Origin of the sequence: Mesorhizobium sp. M0239 (assembly GCF_040321815.1) — a bacterium.
In the GTDB taxonomy this organism is placed as follows: domain Bacteria; phylum Pseudomonadota; class Alphaproteobacteria; order Rhizobiales; family Rhizobiaceae; genus Mesorhizobium.
On record NZ_JAMYSG010000014.1, the window covers coordinates 172,365 to 194,087 of the forward strand.

At 64.0% G+C, this 21,723-nt stretch carries 17 protein-coding genes; 8 read left to right on the plus strand and 9 right to left on the minus strand.

What is annotated here, in order from left to right; translation table 11 throughout:
- Nucleotides 1-21 precede the first annotated feature (21 nt).
- Nucleotides 22-1,368: an O-antigen ligase family protein gene (locus NKI99_RS17020; RefSeq protein ID WP_352611472.1), complete on the minus strand. Its 1,347-nt coding sequence runs from the start codon at nt 1,366-1,368 to the stop codon at nt 22-24.
- Nucleotides 1,337-2,335, minus strand: coding sequence for a glycosyltransferase family 2 protein (locus tag NKI99_RS17025; RefSeq protein ID WP_352611473.1), 999 nt, complete (start codon nt 2,333-2,335; stop codon nt 1,337-1,339). Before NKI99_RS17025 ends, NKI99_RS17020 begins: the two co-directional genes overlap by 32 nt.
- A 171-nt stretch (nt 2,336-2,506) precedes the next feature.
- On the opposite strand from NKI99_RS17025, the gene NKI99_RS17030 reads away from it, so the two are divergent.
- From NKI99_RS17030 to NKI99_RS17040, 3 genes are read left to right on the plus strand one after another with little or no spacing between them, the layout of a single operon-like run.
- Nucleotides 2,507-3,679: a glycosyltransferase family 4 protein gene (locus NKI99_RS17030; protein WP_352611474.1), complete on the plus strand. Its 1,173-nt coding sequence runs from the start codon at nt 2,507-2,509 to the stop codon at nt 3,677-3,679.
- Nucleotides 3,676-4,470 (plus strand): WecB/TagA/CpsF family glycosyltransferase, encoded by a 795-nt coding sequence (locus tag NKI99_RS17035; protein WP_023809196.1) that lies wholly within the window; start codon nt 3,676-3,678, stop codon nt 4,468-4,470. Before NKI99_RS17030 ends, NKI99_RS17035 begins: the two co-directional genes overlap by 4 nt.
- The gene (locus NKI99_RS17040; RefSeq protein WP_352611475.1) at nt 4,467-5,396 is read left to right on the plus strand and encodes a DUF6492 family protein; all 930 of its coding nucleotides are present in this window, start codon (nt 4,467-4,469) and stop codon (nt 5,394-5,396) included. Before NKI99_RS17035 ends, NKI99_RS17040 begins: the two co-directional genes overlap by 4 nt.
- Nucleotides 5,397-5,398: 2 nt before the next feature.
- Here the strand turns inward: NKI99_RS17040 and NKI99_RS17045 are convergent, their stop codons facing one another.
- Nucleotides 5,399-6,694: a lipopolysaccharide biosynthesis protein gene (locus NKI99_RS17045; RefSeq protein ID WP_352611476.1), complete on the minus strand. Its 1,296-nt coding sequence runs from the start codon at nt 6,692-6,694 to the stop codon at nt 5,399-5,401.
- Between the two features lie 198 nt (nt 6,695-6,892).
- Between NKI99_RS17045 and NKI99_RS17050 the strand changes: the two genes are divergently transcribed.
- The 4 genes from NKI99_RS17050 (at nt 6,893) to NKI99_RS17065 (ending at nt 13,576) form a co-directional block, all read left to right on the plus strand.
- The gene (locus NKI99_RS17050) at nt 6,893-9,439 is read left to right on the plus strand and encodes a GumC family protein (RefSeq protein ID WP_352611477.1); all 2,547 of its coding nucleotides are present in this window, start codon (nt 6,893-6,895) and stop codon (nt 9,437-9,439) included.
- A gap of 180 nt (nt 9,440-9,619) precedes the next feature.
- Nucleotides 9,620-10,519 carry a bifunctional methylenetetrahydrofolate dehydrogenase/methenyltetrahydrofolate cyclohydrolase FolD gene (gene folD, locus NKI99_RS17055; protein WP_352611478.1) on the plus strand — a complete coding sequence of 300 codons (900 nt, stop codon included), beginning with the start codon at nt 9,620-9,622 and terminating at the stop codon, nt 10,517-10,519.
- Nucleotides 10,520-10,539: 20 nt separating this feature from the next.
- On the plus strand, nt 10,540-11,538 hold the full coding sequence (locus tag NKI99_RS17060) for a GlxA family transcriptional regulator (protein ID WP_032908654.1): 999 nt from the start codon (nt 10,540-10,542) through the stop codon (nt 11,536-11,538).
- 373 nt (nt 11,539-11,911) lie between these two features.
- Complete coding sequence (locus NKI99_RS17065) at nt 11,912-13,576, plus strand: vWA domain-containing protein (protein ID WP_352611479.1); 1,665 nt, start codon at nt 11,912-11,914, stop codon at nt 13,574-13,576.
- 68 nt (nt 13,577-13,644) lie between these two features.
- Here NKI99_RS17065 and edd read toward each other — a convergent pair whose 3' ends face one another.
- From edd to zwf, 3 genes are all read right to left on the minus strand, one after another.
- Complete coding sequence (gene edd, locus NKI99_RS17070; protein WP_352611480.1) at nt 13,645-15,468, minus strand: phosphogluconate dehydratase; 1,824 nt, start codon at nt 15,466-15,468, stop codon at nt 13,645-13,647.
- A 73-nt stretch (nt 15,469-15,541) separates the two neighbouring features.
- Nucleotides 15,542-16,258: a 6-phosphogluconolactonase gene (pgl, locus tag NKI99_RS17075; RefSeq protein ID WP_352611481.1), complete on the minus strand. Its 717-nt coding sequence runs from the start codon at nt 16,256-16,258 to the stop codon at nt 15,542-15,544.
- Nucleotides 16,240-17,709: a glucose-6-phosphate dehydrogenase gene (zwf, locus tag NKI99_RS17080; RefSeq protein WP_023809187.1), complete on the minus strand. Its 1,470-nt coding sequence runs from the start codon at nt 17,707-17,709 to the stop codon at nt 16,240-16,242. Before zwf ends, pgl begins: the two co-directional genes overlap by 19 nt.
- Before the next feature lie 314 nt (nt 17,710-18,023).
- On the opposite strand from zwf, the gene NKI99_RS17085 reads away from it, so the two are divergent.
- Entirely contained in the window at nt 18,024-18,770 is a 747-nt protein-coding gene (locus tag NKI99_RS17085) for an SDR family oxidoreductase (protein ID WP_128302651.1), read from the plus strand.
- 91 nt (nt 18,771-18,861) lie between these two features.
- On the opposite strand, the gene NKI99_RS17090 is transcribed toward NKI99_RS17085, so the two are convergent.
- From NKI99_RS17090 to NKI99_RS17100, 3 genes are all read right to left on the minus strand, one after another.
- Entirely contained in the window at nt 18,862-19,689 is an 828-nt protein-coding gene (locus NKI99_RS17090; RefSeq protein ID WP_352611482.1) for an SH3 domain-containing protein, read from the minus strand.
- A gap of 262 nt (nt 19,690-19,951) precedes the next feature.
- Nucleotides 19,952-21,238 (minus strand): NAD(P)/FAD-dependent oxidoreductase, encoded by a 1,287-nt coding sequence (locus tag NKI99_RS17095; RefSeq protein ID WP_352441043.1) that lies wholly within the window; start codon nt 21,236-21,238, stop codon nt 19,952-19,954.
- Nucleotides 21,239-21,294: 56 nt separating this feature from the next.
- Nucleotides 21,295-21,663 (minus strand): four helix bundle protein, encoded by a 369-nt coding sequence (locus tag NKI99_RS17100; RefSeq protein ID WP_352440791.1) that lies wholly within the window; start codon nt 21,661-21,663, stop codon nt 21,295-21,297.
- Nucleotides 21,664-21,723 lie beyond the last annotated feature (60 nt).

Here is a 21,723-nt window from a genome sequence, read left to right on the forward strand (position 1 = left end):
CGCTTCCCTGGGGAAGCCCTGTCAGGATGGACGGAAAGATCGCGAGCCACGATCGGGATCGCGTACCGCGATTGGCTGCAGCGACACTTGCCTGAGGCCAAGCACGCCGAGCACGAAGAACAGCCAGACCGGGTCGCCGCGATGGAAGAAGAAGCTTTCGAGGAAGGCGTTCAGCGCCGTGAACAGCACCACCATCATGAAGAAGTCGCCGAGAAAGATGTTTTCCCTGCGCAACGGAATTCGCATGTAGTCGCGTAGCGGCGCGATGAGGAAAGTGTAGACCGCCACGCACAGTGCCGGAATGCCCATCAGCACGGCGATGTCGAGATAGCCGTCATGGCCGTGCACGATGGTCCTGATGTCCCACGGCCGGTCGAAGGGCTGATCTTGGTTGAGCAGCAGCGGCGTGCCCCAGAAGCTTTCATAGCCGTAGCCGGTCCATGGCTTCTTCGCCAGCATGCTGCCGGCGAACTCCCACAGCGTCGTGCGGCCGGTATAGGTCATGCCGGGGAAATAGATCGCCGCCAGATGTTTTACAGGCGGCAGGAAGACGATGCCCAGCGTGCCGACCGCTGTCGCGACGATCGCCAGCGCAAACAGGATCGGCGTGCCGAGCCGCATGCCTATCAGGCTCGGGAACATGACGATCAGGATCGAGAACGGCACCAGGCCGGCTGTCGTCTTGGAGCCGGTGTGCAGCATGAAGATCATCGCAGCGAAGAAGATCCCGGCACCCCAGTAGCGCTGCCCGCGCCGGTAGAGATAGAGGCCTGCGAAGCTGAGGCAGGCCATGATCGGCCCGGCGATGTTCTTATGGGTGAACACGCCGCGCCACAGGCCGGCATGTTCGGGCTCCTGCGAGTCGGCGGTGTGCATCGCCTCGTGCGGAAAGACGATGAGGCCGAGATAGGAAAGGCCCATGACAACGACGGCGGTGAAGATGATCACCTTCGAGAAGGCCTCGGCGTCGCGCGGCAGCACCAGGATCGTCGCCATCGTCAGGATGCCGATCAGGGTGAAGGAGGCGGCGCGCATCGCCGAAGGCGGATCGGTCGACAGGATCACCGAGAGGAAAAAGAAACCCAGCATCAGCACCCAGGACGGGCTGAGCAGCGAGCGCACCACGCGCGGATCGGCAAAGGCCATCAGCGAGAAGATCGACATGGCGCCGAGCGAACCGAAGCCAAGCTGGTTGACGATGTCGCCGCCTTGACCGGTGAGTTCGGCGCCGCCCGGCTGGAACGGCCGGAAAGACACCATGATGACGGTGAACAGCAGCGCGGCAATGGCGGTGGCCACGCCTTCGCGCGTGAACGCGTCGCTGAGCGGCGCGCGCTCAGTTTTTCTCAGGCTGGCGGTATTGCTCATTGGCATATCCGAATTCGGCCAGCACGCGGCCCAGCGCCACATGGACGGGGTAGATGGCGATATCAGGCGATCCGGTCCGCGCCAGCCGGATCAGGCCGCGAAACGGCGAGGCGGCAAGCAGTGCCAGGCTCTTCAGCAACACTTTGGCGCCGGCCATTGGCGTGCCGGCGCGCTTCTTCTTTTCGACCAGTGTCGAGATGACGCCGTTGCGCAGGCTGCGGGCACGGATCCAGTCGGCTTCGATACGCCGCGCCGGAACGGTTTCCAGCACCTTGGCCTCGGCGCACCAACCCAGAACAAAGCCCTTTTGCGCCGATCGGCTGAGAAAGTCGGAATCGCCGCCGCCCATGAAGTTGAATCTGAGATCGAGAAAGGGCGGACCCATGGCGATCAGCACGTTGCGCCCGACCAGAAGATTGCCGGACGAATAGAGCGCCGGCACGCGTCCGGTTTCCCGGTAAGGCGGCGCGAACACCGGATGCTCTGCCCATCGCGCATGGGCGGGGTCGGCAAACACGGGCACCTGCGGGCCGCCGACGATATCGGCGCCGAGCGTTTCGGCAGCCCGGCACATCCGCTCCAGCCACTGCGGATCGGCGATTTCGTCATCGTCGATGACCAGCAGGTGTCTGAAGTTCGGGAATTGCAGGATGGCCGTCTGCCAGCCGGCATTGTAGGCGCTGCAATTGCCGCGCTCATGCGCGATGATCACCAGGCCCGACATTTCGCCCCGCTCGAACAGCGGCAGCGCTGCCTTGGCACCGGCCCGCGCCTCGGCTTCGTTTTCCATGACGATGACGGCAAAGCGCCTGCCGGTTTGCTGCGCGCGCAGCGACGCCAGCGTTTCCAGCACCTGCTCGGGGCGCTTGAAGGTAGGCAAGGTGACGACGGCTTCGACGGCCTCGACGTCAAGCCGCGGCGTGCGTCCAGCGATCGATACCGAACCGTCCGATGGCAAAGGGATCATCCGTGTCCAGCCACATGGTGAGTTGGGCTCTGGTAGCACCACGGTGATAAGGTTTCGTTAATCACCTTGCACGGAGAAGCCCGCCAGACAGGGACTTTCGGCCGTCGAATGTGCTGGCTTAATCAAGGGTTCACCGCACTTTGCTACCGGCTACACCACAGGATAGGTGAGATGCATCTGCTGTTCGCCACATCGATCGTGCCCGACGGCGCACTCGCCTCGGGCTACGAGATCGCCAACGCTGCGATCATCGCTGCCTTGCGGCGCGCTGGCGCGCGCGTAACCGTCATCGGCTTCACCTGGCCGGGGAAGCCCGCGGCCGACCCCGAAAACACCGTGGTGCTGGGTGCCATCGACGTGCGCACGGACAATGCCTCCGCGCGGCAAAAGCTGGCCTGGGTCGGCAAGGCGCTGCTTTCGGGTCTCACCTTCGCGTCGGTCAAGCTGCGCGCCGTGTCCGACAGCGATGTTCTCGCTGCCATTGAGCGCGCTGGACCGGTTGATGGCTATGTCCTGAATTCCGTGCAGTTCGCCGGTGCCTTCGAAAAACTGTTCACCGACCGGCCTTCGATCTTCGTTGCCCACAATGTCGAGCATCTTTCGGCGCGGGAGAATGCCGCTGCCGCTGGCAGCCTCTTCCAGCGCCTGCTGTTTCGCCGCGAGGCGAGGCTGCTCAAGATCGTCGAAGAGCGTCTCTGCCGCCGGGCGCGCTTCGTCTTCACCCTGGCCGAAGAAGACCGCGCCGCCCTCGGTGTCGCCTCGCACGACCGCTCGGCGGTGCTGCCACTGGTGACCGGTGCCCACGCGCCAACCCTGAAAGGCCCGCGCCGCATCGACTGCGACGCCGCCCTGATCGGCACCTGGACCTGGCAGCCGAACCGCATCGGCCTCGACTGGTTCCTGGGCAAAGTCGTGCCGCATCTGCGGCCCGACTTTCGCATCCGCATCGCCGGCCACATGCCTTCGGGCGTCACGTCGAAGCATCCGGGTGTTGAATTTGTCGGCCGCGTGCCCGACGCGCAGGCGTTCGTGCGCGGTGCTGCCGTCATTCCGCTGATCAGCACCGCAGGCAGCGGCGTCCAGTTGAAGACAATCGAAACCTTCGAGCTCGGCCTGCCTTCCGTCGCCACCAGCCGTTCGCTGCGCGGCATCGACCACCGTCCGTCCAATTGCGTCGTCACCGACGATCCCGCCGCCTTCGCCAGGGCACTCGAGGCCGCGGCGGCCGACATCCGCGACGTTGACGGCAGCGCGTTCCGGGGCTCGCAGGTCAAGGCGCTCGACGCCGCCATCCGGCTCGGCCTCGAAAAACTCGCTCCCGTCAGGCAGGAGGCGTTTGCGTGAACATGCATTCCGCCCGCGCCGCGTCCGGGCTCGACAAGCTGAAGACGATCCTTGGCATCCCGGTGGTTGCGGTCCGCTGGAACGATGCCATCGCCCTGCTGAACCGGTTGATTGCCGAGCGGCGCTTCACCAAGGTCAGTTTCCTCAACGCCCACAACGCCAACATCGCCTATACCGACCCGGTGTTCGCCGAGGCACTCGATGATTTCCTCATCCTGCCCGACGGCATCGGTATCGATCTGGCGGCGAGACTCCTCTACGGGGCGCCATTTCCCGACAATCTCAACGGTACCGATTTCGTCCCGGCCTTCCTGCAGGCCTCAACGACGCCGCTCACCGTCGGCCTGCTCGGCGCGACGCGCGTCAATGCCGAAGCGGCGTCGGTCAAGCTGGCCGCATTGGCGGTGCAGCACAGCTTCGTGGTGATCCATGACGGCTATTTCCCTGCTTCGCAGGAGCAGGAAATCGTCGACCGGATCGCCGCGCTTCGGCCCGACGTGCTGCTCGTCGCCATGGGCGTGCCACGCCAGGAATTGTGGATCGAACGCCACATCGACGCGCGCCATTGCACGCTGCCGATCGCCGTCGGCGCGTTGCTTGATTTCCTGAGCGGCGCGGTGCCCCGCGCGCCCTTGTGGATGCGCCGGCTGCGGCTCGAATGGCTGTTCCGGTTGGCTGTCGAACCGAGCCGCCTGTGGCGCCGCTATGTGGTCGGCAACCCCCTGTTCCTGCTGCGCGTCGTCAGGCAGAAATTCTCGCGGACACCCGAAGCAGCGAGGGATATCAAGTGAACAGCAGGTTCGTGCCAGGTGCCGCTGTCGAGCCAAGCCCGCTGCGGCAGACACCGACGGCGGCAATCGTGACGGCAAGCTACGCGCCCGACTTCGAGCGCTGCCGCCTGCTGTGCGAGACACTTGATCGCCACGTTTCGGGCGCGGCGCACCATTACATCCTGGTCGAACATCGCGACGTCAGTCTGTTTCGCCAATTGGAAACCGGCCGCCGCACGGTCGTCGACGAGCGTGAATTGCTGCCGCGCTGGCTGCACGCCGTCGACGATCCGCTCAGCCTGTTTCGCCGGCGCGTCTGGCTCAGCCTGAAGACCCAGCCGCTGCGCGGCTGGCATGTGCAGCAATTGCGCCGCATCGCCATCTCGGGGCATGCATCTCAAGACGTGCTCATCTTCTGCGATTCAGACGTCGCTTTCCTCAAACCTTTCGACTGCGGCGCCTTCTGGCGCGACGGCAAGGTGCGCCTGTTTCGCCGCGACGGTGTCCTGGCGGACGAAGGTCATGAGGAGCATCGCATCTGGTCGCGCAATGCGGGATCGGCACTCGGCATCGACCCGTCCCGGACGTCGATCCATGACTATATCTCGACGCTGATCGCCTGGCGGCGCGACACCGTGCTGGCCATGTGCGCCGAGATCGAGAAGGTCCATGGCCGCGACTGGATCGAGGTCGTCGGCTCGGCGCGCAAATTCTCCGAATGCATGATCTACGGCCGCTATGTCGACGATCTGCTGGAGGGCGCCGGCCACTTCCACGGTTCGGAAGAATTCTGCCGCGTCCACTGGACCGGCGAAGCGCTTTCGGATGACGAGTTCCGCCGCTTCGTTGCCGCCATGGCGCCGGAGCAGGTGGCGATCGGCATGCAGTCCTTTATCGGCACCGAGATCGGCCGCATCCGCCGACTGATCGGGCTAGTCCGCTCTTAGTGCTAAATCGCCTTTGCCGGCTTGCGCATCGCCGAATAGGTGAGCAGCGCCGAGGCGAGATACAGAAGCAGGAAGACGACATTGAGCGATAGCACCAGATTCGGCGTGTCGAGGATGGTCGTCAGCACATAGGTCAGCAACAGTGCCTTCAGCGCGGCGAGCAGGCCGAGATTGAGCGCCCGTACCAGCGTCTGGCCGCGCGCGAACAAAAGTTCGGCCTGGTATTCGACAAGATTGCGCAGTCCCGGCACGCAGATCGCCAGCACCACCAGCGGGGCAGCCTCGGCGACATTCTTGCCGAGTGCGTTGGGGAAGAAGTGCAGCACGATGCCAAGCGTCAGCAGCGCTGCCGTGGAGACCGCGAACACACCGCCTTCGATGCCGCTCTTGACCGCCAGCCGTGACAACAGTTCCGGTGCGCGCATCATGCGCTGCACCAGCATCATCGAGAAGGTGCGGATCGGAATGGCCGTCAGGTCTACCAGCCGCATGATGATGGCGTAGATGCCAGCCAGATGCGGGCCGCCGATCGCCAGCACCAGCAGCTTGTCGAACTCCATCTGCAGGTAGAACAGCACTTCGGCGCCGGCCACATAGATGGAATCGGCCAATCGCCGAAGATACAGAGCGACCCGCAGCCGCAGCCTCTGGCGCGGGTAGAAGAAGCCGAAGGCAATCAGCAGCGAGGCGGCATTGGCGCCGATATAGAACCAAGACCATATCCAGACGCTGTGTTGTGCTGAGAACATGAACAGCACCGCGCCGAGCGCCCGCAGCGCGGTCGCCAGGATGGCCAGCAGCGCGGCGCGGCCGAATTTGCCCAGGCCGTTGTTGACGATCAGTGCTACCTCGACCGGCCGCCACAACAGCGCTTCGGCAAAGACGATTGCCGCAAACACCGACAGCGGCACGGTGTCGGCGAAGAAAAGCAGATAGACGCCGAACGAGGCCGCGGCCAGCAGCGGCAGCGACAGCACGCCGAGCAGCAGGAAGCCGGCGGAGAAGATGCCGATCAGATTGGGGCGGATGGTGGCGGTGCGGTAGAGCGCCGAGATGAACCCGAAAGCGAGGATGCGCGACAGCATGACACCGGCCGCCGATGCGGTGGCGAACATGCCGAATTCGGAAATGGACAGCGTGTTGGCCAACGCGATGAAATAGGCCAGCGAAAACACCAGTCGCCCGCCGGCGCCGCTGATCGCCGAGAAATAGTCGCGAAGCAGCCCCCGTCGTTCGGCCAAAAAGCTGCCGATCCGGGCGAGGGGCCGCCTTTGCGGTATGTCACTGGCCTGCGTCATGTCTCGAGGAGAGCCTAGGCCGGAAAACTTAACGTGCCGTTCTGGAGCTTGGGCTTGTGTCGAAAATAGATGCAACCGAAGCGAGAAACCGACGCTTCGGCGCGGGAAAATTAACCTTTTGTTTTCCATGCCTGTTTAGCGTGGCTTAACGAATGGCCAATCGCCGTTTGCAGGTCGCCAAAGGTAAAGTTCCAGACGATGGTCGACAGGGAAAACCGCGAAGACTGGAAGCGCGAGCGCTCATTGCTGGCGCTTGGCCAGGCTGTGCGCGGCGACGAACCCGACGCGTCCCTGGTCTCGATAGGCGATCGGGCAGACCCGTCATGGCGCGAGGATGCCGCCACCCGTCATCGCCTCGCCCGTTCGCAGCGCGAGGCGCGCAACCCGAAACTGTCGGATCCGGTCGCAACCGACGGGGATCAGGAGCGGGCTTCATCGCCGCACCGCGCGCAAACCACGCCACGGACACAAATCAGTGCCGCCGAAACCGCTGGCGCCCGTCGCGCCGATCATGCATCGGAACCTTACGCTGCGGGCGACGCGTCGGTATCCCGAAACGACGGCATGGACAGCCAGCAGTGGAAGCCGCTGATCGACCCGATGCAGGTCGTGCGCGGTGTCGGCAAGTCGAAGCTGCTGATCGTGACGACGACGATACTGGGCGCCGCGCTCGGCATCACCATCGCGCTGTCGACGCCGAAGAAATACGAAGCCACCACCGAACTGATCGTCGACCCACGCGACCTGAAGCTCACCGATCGCGACCTCACCCAGTCGGTCGTGGCTTCCGATGCAACGCTGGCCATCGTCGAGAACCAGGTCCGGGTGCTGACATCAGGCACCGTTCTCAACAAGGTCGTGGACAAGCTCAATCTGGTCAATGATCCGGAATTCAATGGGCAAGGCGGCGGCGGCCTCAGCGTCATGTCGCTCATCCGCTCCGTCCTGTCCCGCAATGACGGGCCGGGCGGTGTCGACGACGCCCGCCGCCGCGCGCTTGCTGTCGGCAATCTGGCCGAGAGCCTTTCGGTCGAGCGCGGCGGCAAGACCTTCGTCATCACCGTCAGTGCCACCACGCAGAATGGCGAGAAATCGGCCCTCATCGCCAACACGATGACGGATGTCTTTCTGCAGACTTTCGGCCAGATACAGTCGGACACCGCAGGCCGCGCCACCGACGAACTGACGGCCCGGCTTGACGAGTTGCGCAAGGGAGTCGAGGCCGCCGAGCGCAAGGTCGAAGATTTCAGGGCCACGCACGACCTTGTCGACGCGCAGGGCCATCTCATCAGCGATGACGAGATGCTGAAGCTCAACGAGCAACTGTCGATTGCCCGCGCCCGCACGCTGGAGCTGAATGCCCGGGCCGCTTCGGCGCGGTCGGTCGACGTCAATTCGGTCCTCACCGGCACCTTGCCGGAGGAGATCAACTCCAACACGATGAGCGATCTGCGTTCGCAATATGCGTCGCTCAAGCAGGAGGCTGACCGCGCCGCCATCCGGTTCGGCCCGCGTCATCCCGAACTCCAGGCGCTCAATGCCCAGATTGCCGGCGCACGCGACCGCATCGCCGCGGAGCTGCGCCGTATAGGCTCGTCGCTGCAGGTCGACCTCAAGCGCGCGGTCCAGCTCGAACAGGACCTTGCCTCTCGCCTGGCGCAGCTGAAGGTCCGCAGCGGCGACGTCAACAGCGACCTGGTGTCGATGCGCGAACTGGAGCGCGAGGCGACCGCCAAGCGTTCCGTCTACGAACAGTATCTGCTGCGCGCCAAGGAAACCGGCGAGCAGAAGGACATCAACACAGCCAACATCAACGTGATCTCGAAGGCCTTCGCGCCGCTCGAGGCAAACGGGCCGTCGCGGGTCGTGGTCGCGCTCGGCGGCCTGTTGCTGGGCTTTGCCTCCGGCATTGGCCTCGGAGCCATGCGTGGCGCCTATGAGAGCCTGCGTGACACCGCCAATTCGCGCTCGCGCCGCGACCATGGCACGGACGAACGCCGGACGCCTTACGAAGACAAGGCATATCGGGCAGCGCCGCCGGCGCCGCCACAAACACCAGCGCCGCAGCCATCGACACCCCCGCCTGCATCACCACCGCCGGCCGCGCCACCGCCTGTCCAGCAAGCCGAGGTCTCGCCGGCCGAAGGTCCCGGCCGGATCGGTGCCTTGCTGTCGAGACTGCATAAGTCCGTCTCCCGCAGGCCATCCCGGGAGGAGCCGTTCGATACCGTTGAATGGGCCTCTGCCGAAAACGCGAAACCAATGCAGGATCCGCAATACCGCGCTTATCCCCAGTCGGCGCCGGCCTTCGAGCCTCGGCAGGCGGCCGCGACAGCATCCCCGGCGCCGCCTTTCCAGCCCGGCGGCCATCCGCAGCAGGCGGCGCAGCCGCCACTGCCGCCTCCCATGGTGCAGCAGCGGCCATATTCCGGGCCGCAGCTCTATCCCTACGCGCAGCCATTGGGCTACGCGCAGCCGCCGGGCTATCCCTATTCGCAATCCATGCCGGCCGCCAATGCCGGGCAGCAGCCCGATCCGGCTCAGCCTGCTTCCGAGTCCTATCCACAGCCGCCCCTCCCGCAGCAGCAGACGCCTCAGCCTCATCAGCGATCGGCGGAGCCTTCGCGGGCCGTGGAGGATGCCGAGCAGCAAGCGCCAATCGAGGAAATCCGCGCCAGCCTGCGCGAATTCCGCGAAGCGGTTCGCGAACTGACCGAGAGCCGCGCGCGCCGCCGCTACTTCTGAGCCAGAAAATTCTTCCAGGTGCCGTACAAAAACATGCCGGTTTCGCGTAAACGGCATGGGACGGCGCTTTGGCGGGATTGCATGTTGGAATTTTCGTGAAAATGCCGCGCTGTGAACTTTCCAAAAGGGCGGCGCTTTGGAACGCGACGCACTTGGGCATTCTGGTGTTGAGGGTAGTCCATGGCCGAAGTGATTGATGGCAAGAGCGTTGCCGGGGACGTTGTGGGGACGGTCAAGACCCTGACGGCTGAACTTGTCGCCAAGGGCAAGGCCAAGCCTGGTCTTGCAGTGGTCATCGTCGGCGAGGATCCCGCCAGCCAGGTCTATGTCGCGTCCAAGTCGCGCACCGCCAAGGAATGCGGCTTTCATTCCGTTCAGCACACGCTGCCGGCCGAAACCTCGGAACCGGCACTGCTGAAGATCATCGGCGACCTGAACGCCGATCCGGCCATCAATGGCATCCTCGTGCAGCTTCCGCTGCCGGCCCACATCGACGCCGGCAAGATCATCCAGACCATCGCGCCGGAAAAGGATGTCGACGGCTTCCATTTCATCAATGTCGGCAAGCTCGGCACCGGTGAACTCGAGACAGCCTTCGTGCCTTGCACGCCGGCCGGCTCGATGCTTCTGATCGAGCGGGTGCGCGGTAAGGATTTGTCCGGTCTCAACGCCGTCGTCGTCGGCCGCTCCAACATCGTCGGCAAGCCGATGGCCAACCTCCTGCTTGCCGCCAATTGCACCGTCACCATCGCCCATAGCCGCACCAGGGACCTGCCGGCACTTGCCCGCACCGCCGACATTCTTGTCGCGGCCGTCGGCAGGCCGGAGATGATCAGGGGTGATTGGGTCAAGCCAGGCGCCACCGTCATCGATGTCGGCATCAACCGCATTCCGGCGCCGGAAAAGGGCGAGGGCAAGTCCCGTCTCGTCGGCGATGTCGCCTATGCCGAAGCGGCCAAGGCCGCCGGCGCCATCACGCCGGTGCCTGGCGGTGTCGGGCCTATGACCATTGCCATGCTGATGGCCAATACGTTAGCCTCGGCCTACCTTGCGGCCGGATTGAAACGGCCGTCCTTCTGACCCGCCAGAAAGCCGCAGCTTTGCCGAACCCCAGTGTTCCCTCAGAACGGCCGGTCATCGCGGACCCCGTTCAAGGTGGCCGGCAGTTCGCATTCCTGCTGGTCGACAAGTTCTCCATGTTCTCGCTGGCTGCCGCGATCGATACGTTCCGGTCGGCGAACCGGTTGCTCGGCCGTGACTTCTACGGCTGGACGACGGTGTCGGCCGATGGCGATCCGGTGATGGCTTCCAACGGCCTGCCGCTCAAGATCGACTATGCCGTTGCCGACCTGCCGCCGGTCGATATCCTGTTCGTCTCGGTTGGGCTGACGACGGAATTCCCCGGCAAGAGCAAGGTGCTGGCGGCTTTGCGAAGCTGGGGCCGGCGCGGCAATGCGCTGGGTGCCCTGTCGGTCGGCTCCTATCTGCTGGCCGAGGCCGGCCAGCTCGAAGGCTATCGCTGCACCATCCATTGGGAAAACCGTGCCGGCTTCGTCGAACGCTTCCCCGACATCAACTGCACCGGCAACGTCTTCGAGATCGATCGCAAGCGCTACACCTGTGCCGGCGGCACCACTTCGATCGACCTGATGCTGGAGATCGTGCGCGGCGATTTCGGCTCGAACCTCGCCAATGGCGTCGCCAACCAGTTCCAGCACGAACGCATCCGCTCGGCCGGCGACCGTCAGCGCGTCGGGCCGGAACGCGACCTGACCGGCAAGTCGGAGAAGCTTAGGCGTATCGTCGAACTGATGGCCGACCACCTCGACGAGCCGCTGTCGGCGGTACAGCTGGCCAAATCCGCCGGCCTTTCGGTGCGCCAGGTCGAGCGCCTGTTCCTGCGCCATCTCAGCGTCACGCCCGGCCGTTATTACATGCGGTTGCGGCTGGAGCGGGCGCGCGAACTGCTGCGCCAGACCAACATGCCGATCCTCGACGTGGCGATCGCGACCGGCTTCACCTCGCATTCCTACTTCGCCCAGAGCTACCGGCTGCAATTCGGCAGGCCGCCCTCGGAAGAGCGCCGCACGACCTATTGAATTCCGCTTCCGCTGAAAAGTTCGGCATTCGGCCCGGCGCATCGGGCCAGGGCAGCGACTTCGGGTTAACGGGTTCCTTCGGTGCCTTCGCCGCGTAGGCTGACGGTGCATCAAACGAAAAACCCGCCTGTGCGGCGGGTCACTTGGCGCAAATCAGCACCATGGGCGAAAATGTATCATAGCTGAGGGCATAGAGTCAAGAAAAAATTCCTATCGCAAAAACTGCCGGCACTGCCGGCACCACCGAACTGGCTGTCGTCAGGTCCTTGTCAAGCTGGGTTCGGAGCCCTACGCACCGGGCGCCGGGACGTGTGTCCCGGCGCCGCGTCAAATAGCTTGCCGCCCGGATCAGGGGTGGATTTAGGAGATTTCGATGGCGGGACTTGCACGGAGTGTCGCGGCGGCGGTCCTCCTTTTGTCGATGACGACGTTCGGCTTCGCCGCAAACAAGGTCATCATCATTCTCGATGCGTCCGGCTCGATGTGGGCGCAGATCGACGGCAAGCCCAAGCTCGAAATCGCCCGCGAGTCGCTTCGAACCGTGCTTCAATCGGTCCCCACCGACGACGAGATCGGCTTCATGGCCTATGGCCATCGTGAAAAGGGCAGCTGCGACGACATCCAGCTGATCGTGCCGCCTCAGGCAGGTTCGGGCAGCGCCATTTCGGCCGCCGCCGACAGCCTGAAATTCCTCGGCAAGACGCCGCTGACGGCGGCGGTCAAACAGGCGGCCGAGGCGCTGAAATACACCGAGGACAAGGCGACCGTCGTGCTCATCACCGACGGGCTCGAAACATGCGGCGGCGACCCCTGCGCGCTTGGCAAGGAGCTCGAGGCATCCGGCGTCGACTTCACCGCCGATGTCGTCGGCTTCGGCCTCACCGCCGACGAGGGCAAGCAGATCGCCTGCCTCGCCGACAACACCGGCGGCAAATACATCCAGGCCTCCGACGAGAAGGCGCTGCAGGAGGCGCTTGCCGAGACCGTGGCGGCGCCGGTGCCGGAACCGGCACCCGCTCCGGCACCGGAGCCAGCGCCCGCACCGGAGCCGGCCAAACCGGACTTCAATTTCCAGCCGATAGCAGTGCTTGCCGAGGGCGGCGATCCCGTCACCGACGGCAACGCCTGGGAAATCTACAAGGCGAAACCCGACGGTACGCGCGGCGACTACGTCAGCACCGAATACGGCGCCTACAAGGCCAATCTGGAACCGGGCGACTATATCGTCGTGGCCAGTGACGGCCAGGCGAAGACCGAGCAGAAGGTCAAGATCGAGGCAGGCCAGGTCTACAAGCCGCTTTTCAACTTGAATGCCGGCACGCTGATCATCCACCCGCGACCGAACGCGGGGGCGGATGTCGTCGATGGCGCGGCTGTCGTCATCGATTATCCGGGTGCAGACATGCCCGCGACCTTTTATGGGACGACGAAAGCCGTGTTGCCGGCCGGCGACCAGAAGGTGACTGTCACGATCGGGCAGGGCGTGGCTACCGATACGATCCCGCTGGCTGCCGGCAAGACCGTGGAAAAGGACATGATTGCCGGTGTCGGCCATGTCGTTGCCAATGCTTACTATGCTGCCGGCGGCGACAAGGCGGACGGTTCAGGCATCGGCTTCAAGGTGCTCAAGGCAAAAAAGAAGATCGATGGAACCAAGGACGAGGTGACCTATGCCTACGGACCCGACAGCAAATTCGATCTGCCACCCGATGACTATGTGTTGATTGCGACGGTTGATCTCGCCGTCGTCGAGCAGCCGTTCACTGTCAAGGTGGGCGAATTTCAGGATCTGAAGGTCGCAATGAATGCCGGCGTGCTGGCGATCACCGCGCCCGGAGCCTCGAAGATCGAGATTTTCGAGGCCAAGAAGGACATCAACGGCAACCGCAAGTCGCTTGGCTATGCATTCGACCAGAAGTATCAGGCAGCGATCCCTGCGGGCGACTACGCCGTCGTCTCGGAGAAATCCGACAACAGTTCCAAAGAAGGCAACGTGACGGTCAAGGCCGGCGAGCGAGCCGAGCTAACCGTGCAATAGAATCGTATGCACAACCGCAAGAGGGCGGCCATGTGCCGCCCTTTTTTGTGAACTACGCAGAACTGCCGTCAAGCCGTGCCGAAGGCGCTGGCGCCATGATCGGCGCGGCCGACCAGTTGTCGAAAGCCGGCAAACAGCTCGCGGCCGAAACCGAACTCGTTGCCGATGAGATCGGCATCCGCCGTCCGGCGCAAAGCGAAGTCGCCGGCCGGCACCAGCACTTCGAGTGTGCCGGCTTCGGCGTCGAGCCGGATGATGTCGCCTTCGTGGATCCTGGCGATAGGACCCTCCTCGACCGCTTCCGGCGTGACATGGATCGCCGCCGGCACCTTGCCGGAGGCGCCCGACATGCGTCCGTCGGTGACCAGCGCCACGCGCTGGCCGCGATCCTGCAGGATGCCGAGCACGGTAGTCAGCTTGTGCAGCTCCGGCATGCCGTTGGCCTTGGGCCCCTGGAAGCGGATGACGGCGATGAAATCACCGATCAGCGTGCCGGCCTTGAACGCATCGTTCAGCCCTTGCTGGCTGTCGAAGACCTTGGCCGGCGCCTCGATGATACGCCGCTCCGGCTTCACCGCGGAAGTCTTGATGACGGCGTGGCCGAGATTGCCTGACAGCACCTTCAGGCCGCCGGTCGCCTGGAATGCCTTGTTGAACGGCGCCAGCACCTTTTCGTCGCCGCTTGCCTTCGGCGAGGCCTCGCGCACCACGCCTCCGTCGGCGCCGAGCTTTGCCTCGACCGCATAGGGCCGCAGGCCTTCGCCCCACACCGTCTGCACATCCTCATGCAAGATGCCTTCGTCGAGCAGCTCGCGGATCAGGAAGCCGAGCCCGCCGGCGGCGTGGAAATGGTTCACGTCGGCGAGGCCGTTCGGATAGACCCGCGCCAGCAGTGGCACCGCCTCCGACAGGTCGGAAATATCCTGCCAGGTGATGGCTATGCCGGCCGCCGCCGCCATGGCGATCAGGTGGATGGTGTGATTGGTCGAGCCGCCGGTGGCGTGCAGGCCGACGACGCCGTTGACGATCGAGCGTTCGTCGATCATCCGGCCGACAGGCGTATAGGCGTTGCCGAGCGCGGTGATCGCCAGCGCCCGCTTCGTCGCCTCGCGGGTCAACGCCTCGCGCAGCGGCGTGCCAGGGTTGACGAAGGAAGCGCCCGGCGTGTGCAGGCCCATGATCTCCATCAGCATCTGGTTGGAATTCGCCGTGCCGTAGAAGGTGCAGGTCCCCGGCCCATGATAGGATTTGGACTCGGCCTCCAGCAGTTCGGCGCGTCCGACCTTGCCCTCGGCGAAGAGCTGGCGGACCTTGGCTTTTTCGTCATTGGGCAGGCCTGATGTCATCGGTCCGGCCGGAATGAACACCGCCGGCAGATGGCCGAAGGTGAGCGCTGCGATCACCAGCCCCGGCACGATCTTGTCGCAGACGCCGAGATAGACGGCGGCGTCGAACATGTTGTGCGACAGGCCGATCGCGGCGGCCATGGCGATGACATCGCGCGAAAACAGCGACAGCTCCATGCCGGGCTGGCCTTGCGTGACCCCATCGCACATTGCCGGTACGCCGCCGGCCACCTGGGCGATGCCGCCGGCTTCGCGGGCCGCGTCCTTGATCAGCGCCGGGAAGGTCTCGAACGGCTGATGCGCCGACAGCATGTCGTTGTAGGAGGTGATGATGCCCAGGTTCGGCACCTTGTCGGCGCCAAGCGCGAGCTTTTCCGAGGGGCTGCACACCGCAAAGCCGTGGGCGAGATTGCCGCACGACAGCACAGCCCGGTTGGCGGTGCGGTTCGATGCCTCGACGATGCGGCCGAGATAACGCTCGCGGCCTGGTTTTGAGCGCTGACGGATGCGTTCGGTGATGGCTTCGATGTCGCGTCTGGCGGTCATGGCGGTCGGTCCTTTCAGGCGAGGTCCCGGAAACATCCTCCCGCCGTTTGCCGGGACCAGAGTAAATCGAGATTCAGGGGGCCCAGAAAACCTCTACGGGCTTATGTGCTGCGTCGAGCACGGCACGGATTGGCTTTCGCGGCCCGGGCGCAACCGCGCCGTCGAAGGCGGTACGCTTGTCCTCACCCTCTATGTGCAGCGCGATGAAGCCGGCTTCGACGATGCGCGCCAGCGACAGGGTCAGCCGCGGCTCGCCCGCACTTGCCGCATGAACCGGCAGCACGATCCTGTCGCAAGACGGGTCGAGCAACGTTGCCAGATCGTCGGCATCGGGAAAGAACGAAGCGGTGTGGCCGTCCGGCCCCATGCCGAGCACGACGACATCGAGCGGCCATGGCAAGGACCGGAGCGCTGCATCATCGGACGAGGCCGCATCCTCGATGCTGGTGGCTTCGTGATAGAGCGGCACGAAACGAGCCGCCTTGGCCGCGTTCTGCAACAGATTGGCGGCTACCAGCCCGGCATTGGAGCGTGGCGAGGAGGCCGGCACGAAACGCTCGTCGACCAGCGTCACGATCACCTTGTCCCAGGCGATAGGTATCGCCGAAAGGGCGGCGAAGAATTTTGCCGGCGTGGTGCCGCCGGAGACGGCGAGCAGCCCCGTGCCGCGCTCGGCGATCGCCTTGGTCAGTCTGCCTGCAACATGGCCGGCAAGGGCGGCCGCCAGTTCCTGGCGCCCGGCGAAGCCGTTCCAGCTATAGGCGGCGCTGTTCAATTGCTCTCGTGCCATGTCCGCCCGTCACGTTCGATCAGTGCTATCGAGGCCGATGGGCCCCAGGTGCCCGCCGTGTAGCCCTGCGCCTCCTGCCTGGCACTTTCCCAGGCATTCTGGATCGGGTCGATCCATTTCCACGCCGCCTCGACTTCGTCACGGCGCATGAACAGGGTCTGGTTGCCACGGATGACGTCCATGATCAGCCGCTCATAGGCGTCCGGCGCGCGGCCATCGAAGGACTGCGCAAAACTCATGTCGAGCGAGATCTGGCGCAACCGCATGCCGCCCGGACCCGGATCCTTGATCATGATGAACTGCTTGACGCCTTCGTCGGGCTGCAGCCGGATGACCAGCTGGTTGGCGAAGATCGGACCAGCGCTGTCGCCGAAGATCGAATGCGGGATCGGCTTGAATTCGATGACGATTTCCGAAACCCGGGTTGCCAGCCGCTTGCCGGTCCTGAGGTAGAACGGAACGCCCGCCCAGCGCCAGGTGCCGATCTCGGCCTTGATGGCGACGAAGGTCTCGGTATTGCTGTCGTGGGAAAGCTCCTCGACATAGCCCTTTACAGCTCCGCTGGCCGAGGCGCCTGCGCGGTACTGGCCGCGCACGGTGTGCTTCGGCGCTTCGTTGCCGTTGATGCGCTTCAGTGCCCGCAGCACCTTCAGCTTCTCGTCGCGCACGGCGTCGGCATCCATCGATGACGGCGCTTCCATGGCGACGAGACACAGCAGCTGCAGCATATGGTTCTGCACCATGTCGCGCAGCGCGCCGGCCTTGTCGTAATAGGTGACGCGGTCTTCCAGACCGACGGTCTCGGCGACTGTGATCTGGACATGGTCGATATGGGCTGAATTCCATAACGGCTCGTAGAGCGCGTTGGCGAAACGCAGCGCCATCAGGTTCTGCACCGTCTCCTTGCCGAGATAATGGTCGATGCGGAAGATCTGGCTTTCGTGGAAGTCGTCGCCGACCAGGTCGTTGAGCTTGCGTGCCGAATCGAGATCGCGGCCGATCGGCTTTTCCAGCACGATGCGCGAGTTCGGCGTGATCAGATTGTGCTCTTTCAGCTTGTGCGAGATGTCGCCGAACAGCGCCGGCGCCACCGCCAGGTAGAAGGCTCGGATGCGGTCGCTGTCTCCGATCGCCTTCTTGAGCTTGTCGAAGCCGGCGCCGCTCGTCGCATCGGCGGAGACGTAGGACAGCCGCGCCAGAAAAGTCTTCAGTTCCTTGGCGTCGATGTCGGCCGGCTTGACGTGCTCGGAGATCGCCTGTTTGGCGAAGGCTTGGAATTCCTCATCGCTCATTTTCGAGCGCGACGTGCCGATGATGCGTGTCGGCTCCGAAAACTGATGGTCGCGCTGGCGATAATAGAGCGACGGCAGAAGCTTGCGTTCCGACAGATCGCCGGTGCCGCCGAAAATGATGAAGTCGAAAGGCTCGACGGGGATGATCTGGCTGGTCATGGTCTGTCCGCTTTGACGCCGGTCGCTGTGACGCGGCTGATATAATCTAATCGATTTAAATTTTCCAGTGCCATGGTGTCACATCTGGGTGTATGCGCCGGCCCCTTGACAGTCCGATGACCCGGAGGCTTGTCGAAGGCGCGGCTCCGGAAGCCTTCGCAGTTGCAGCATAGAGCGGGATCGACGCGAAAGCCAAAGGAGAAATCGGCGATGGACCCACATCTTTCGGCCAATCCGGTCAGAAGCCGTGGCTTTGCGCGGATGAGCGCCAATGACGTGCCCGTTGATGGTCACCAATAGTGAGCGGAAAAAACATGCGTCTGGAAAACAAGGTTGCGATCATCACCGGCGCTGCGTCGGGCTTTGGCGAGGGCATTGCCAGGCGTTTTGCGCAGGAGGGCGCCAGGGTCGTTGTCGCCGATCTCAACGCCAGGGGCGCGGAGCGCGTCGCCGGCGAGATCGGAGAAGCGGCGATCTGGACCCAGACGGATGTCTCGCTGCGCTCCGAATTCGACGAGATGGTCTATGCCGCGAAAAGCGCCTTCGGCCGCATCGACATCATGGTCAACAATGCCGGCTACACCCATCGCAACGGCGACATGCTCAACGTCGACGAGGACACCTTCGACCTGATAACCGCCGTCAACATGAAGGCGATCTATCACGCGGCACTTGCCGTGGTGCCGATCATGGAGCGGCAGGGCGGCGGCGTCATCCTGACCACGGCCTCCACCGCGGGTCTGCGGCCGCGCCCCGGCCTCACCTGGTACAATGCGTCGAAAGGCTGGGCGATCACCGCCACCAAATCGATGGCGGTGGAACTGGCGCCGAAGAACATCCGCGTCAACTGCCTCTGCCCGGTTGCCGGCGAGACCGGCATGCTGGAGAAATTCATGGGCGCCGACACGCCCGAGATCCGCGAGAAGTTCCGCGCATCGATCCCACTCGGCCGGCTTTCGACGCCGCTCGACATCGCCAACGCCGCACTCTGGCTGGCCTCGGACGAGGCCGCCTTCATCACCGGCGTGGCGCTGGAGGTCGATGGCGGCCGCTGCATCTGAAAGCCTGATGTATGTCGCTCGAAAGCGGCCCCGGTTTGGGAGAACGACATGCATCAGAACAACAGGCCTGCCTCACGCAGAGCGGGGTACGTCACGCGCCAGTCTTGATGTAACTCTTGTAGATCCAGCCGGTCTTGCCGTTGTAGGTGATCTGGCACCATTTCTTGCAGCTCATCACCTGCACCGAGGTTTTGGCTGGCACCGTACCGATGGCGGCGGCATTTTTCTTCGGGCCGCTTCGCATGGTCACGGCCCTCAGGATGCGCCCTGTTCCGGCGGCTGCGGCTTTCCTGGGCTTCGCCTTGGCTTGGCTGTCATCGCCTTCTGCCGCTGGCTCTTGCGGCTGCACCGCGGGGATGGCGGCGGTTTGTGCGCCGTCGGGGTGGTTGCCCGCGGCTGCGCTGGGCGCGGCTACCTTGGCAAGTTCGGTGGCGGCATCGGTATCGGCTGCCGGCTGTGCGAATGCCGCAGCTTGCTTGTCCGCTGCCTGGCTGGGAGCAGTCGAATCGGAAGTGGCGGCGTCCTTCGGCTGCGAACCGGTCCAGCGCGGATCGTTGGCGGCGAGTGCGGGGATGTTGGCTTGCGCGGCCGCCACGGTTGTCGGAATAGCGTCGGACTTGCGCGCCTGCGGCACGGCTGCCGCGGCGACCGCGGCCCCAACCGGGGTTATTTTCGTCGTCTTCACCGGAACCGTTGGAATGGTCTGCTCGGGGCTCGCTGCCGCTTGTCTGTCGCTGGCCGGCAATGCCAGCCACAGCGCCACGGCGGCGACGCCAAGCAGTGCGGCGGTGCCGATCGCGGCGATCACCAGATGCGAGTTCGAACGGATTTCCTGCCAGAAGGACGGCCGCATGTCGTATCCGAACTGCATGGCAAAGCGCCGACGTTCCGGCGTACCGAAACTGAAGGGCTCTCTCACTCTTGCCACCTCCATAAGCGGGCCGACGTTCTATCGGTCGGTGCCGGAAGTCCGGCGTCTGATCCGCATAGGTCAAAAAAACAACGCGGGCAGTCCCGCAACAATCCCCGAACAATCGCCCAGAACCGGCAGCTTTCGCCTGCGATTGTGGCATCAGTACGCCATTATAGGGGATTCTGCGCCTTTGCGGGAAATTGCGCAATGCGTCGCACGGGCAACAAATGTTACAATGAATATTACAATATTACACCAGGTCGGTCGGCTAGATCCTGTCCCGCAACGCAAACCAGTTGAGCGCCAGGAACAGCAGCGGCGTGCGGAAGCGCCGACCGCCGGGGAACGGCGGGATTTTCAGATCCTCGATCAGCTTCAGCCGGTCGCGGTTGCCGGCAACGGTTTCGGCATAGAGTTTACCGAAGTAGTTCGACAGCATGACGCCGTGGCCGGAATAGCCGCCGGCCGAGATCACATTGGGCATCACTTCGCGCACGAAAGGCTTTCTCGGCACCGTGATGCCGACATAGCCGCCCCAGCCATGCGTGATCTCGACATCCCCGAGCGCCGGATAGAGTTCCGCGATCTGGCGGCGGATGTGAATGTGGATATCCTTCGGATCGTTGACGCCATAGACCTCGCGTCCGCCAAACAGCAGCCGTCCGTCCTTCGATCTGCGGAAATAGCGCACGACGAAGCGGGAATCGTCGACCGCCTCGCCGCCCGGCAAAACGTTCGAGTCCGCTCCCAGAGGCACGGTCGCACCGATGAAGGAACCGATCGGCATGATGTGCGCCGCACTAACCGGCTCGAGCGCGCCGCCATAGGCGTTGACCGCTATCAGGCATTTCTGCGCCGTCACCGTCCCCCTCGGTGTCGAAACCTTGACCTTGCCGCCGCTGGAGATGATGCCGGTCGACGGCGTCCCCTCGAACAGCTGCGCGCCTGCAAGCGCTGCCACCCGCGCCGTGCCGATCACCAGCTTCATCGGATGGATGTGGCCGGTGCCGGTGTCGCGCGTGCCGCCGAAATAGGCGGTCGAGCCCAACCGCTCCGCCGTCTCCCTGGCATCCATGAACGAGATATGCGGGTAGGAAAAACGGCTCGCCATGATCTCGGCATGCGCCTTGTAGTCGTCGACATAGCGCGGCTTGTGCGCCACCGAGAGCTGGCCCGGCATATAGTCGATATCGATCTGGTTGGCGGCAGTGAATTCGAGGAGATGCGCCTTGGCCTCTTCGGCAAGATCAAACAGCGCCTTGGCGCGGGCCAAGCCATACTCGGCTTCCAGGTCCTCGGCCCAGACGCGCTGGCCGGTGCCGAGCTGCCCGCCATTGCGCCCGGAGGCGCCATCGCCGAAGCGGTAAGCGTCGATCAGCACGACATTGGTGCCTGCCTTGGCCAGATGCGCCGCCGCCGACAAACCGGTAAAGCCGCCGCCGACGATGACGACATCGCATGCCCGGTCGCCATCCAGCGCCGGGTATTCAGGTCTCGGACCGGCTGTGTCCTCATACCAGGACCGGCCGGGGGAGATCGGGGATTGGTAGGGCATGATGCTCGCAGGGAGTAGGGGAGTAGGGGAGTAGGGGAGTAGGGGAGTAGGGGAGGCTATCCGGTTGCAAGTCTACGGATGAGAAGTCGAAGAAGCTTTCCCACACTTTCGGTGTTCGCCAACAACGAGGCCGTCGTCGCTTTCGGCGCGATGCCGGTGCGTTCAGCAATCAGAAGCTGAGTTTCCAGTTCCTTCAATGATCCTTGGGCAATACGGAGAAACTGCAGATAAGAGCCTCGAATTTCTCTGCCATACCCCTCCGCTATGTTTGCCGGCACCGAGCTTGCAGCGCGTCGCGCTTGGCTGGTCAGTCCATAAAGTTCTTCCTTTGGCCAAGATTTCGTTGCGCCGTAAATAGCCACTACAAGGTCCATCGCCTGCTGCCAAACCAGCAAGTCCTTGTAGGAGCCTGTTTTTTCGGCCATTCGTTCCTACTCCCCTACTCCCCTACTCCCCTACTCCCCTACTCCCCTACTCCCCTACTC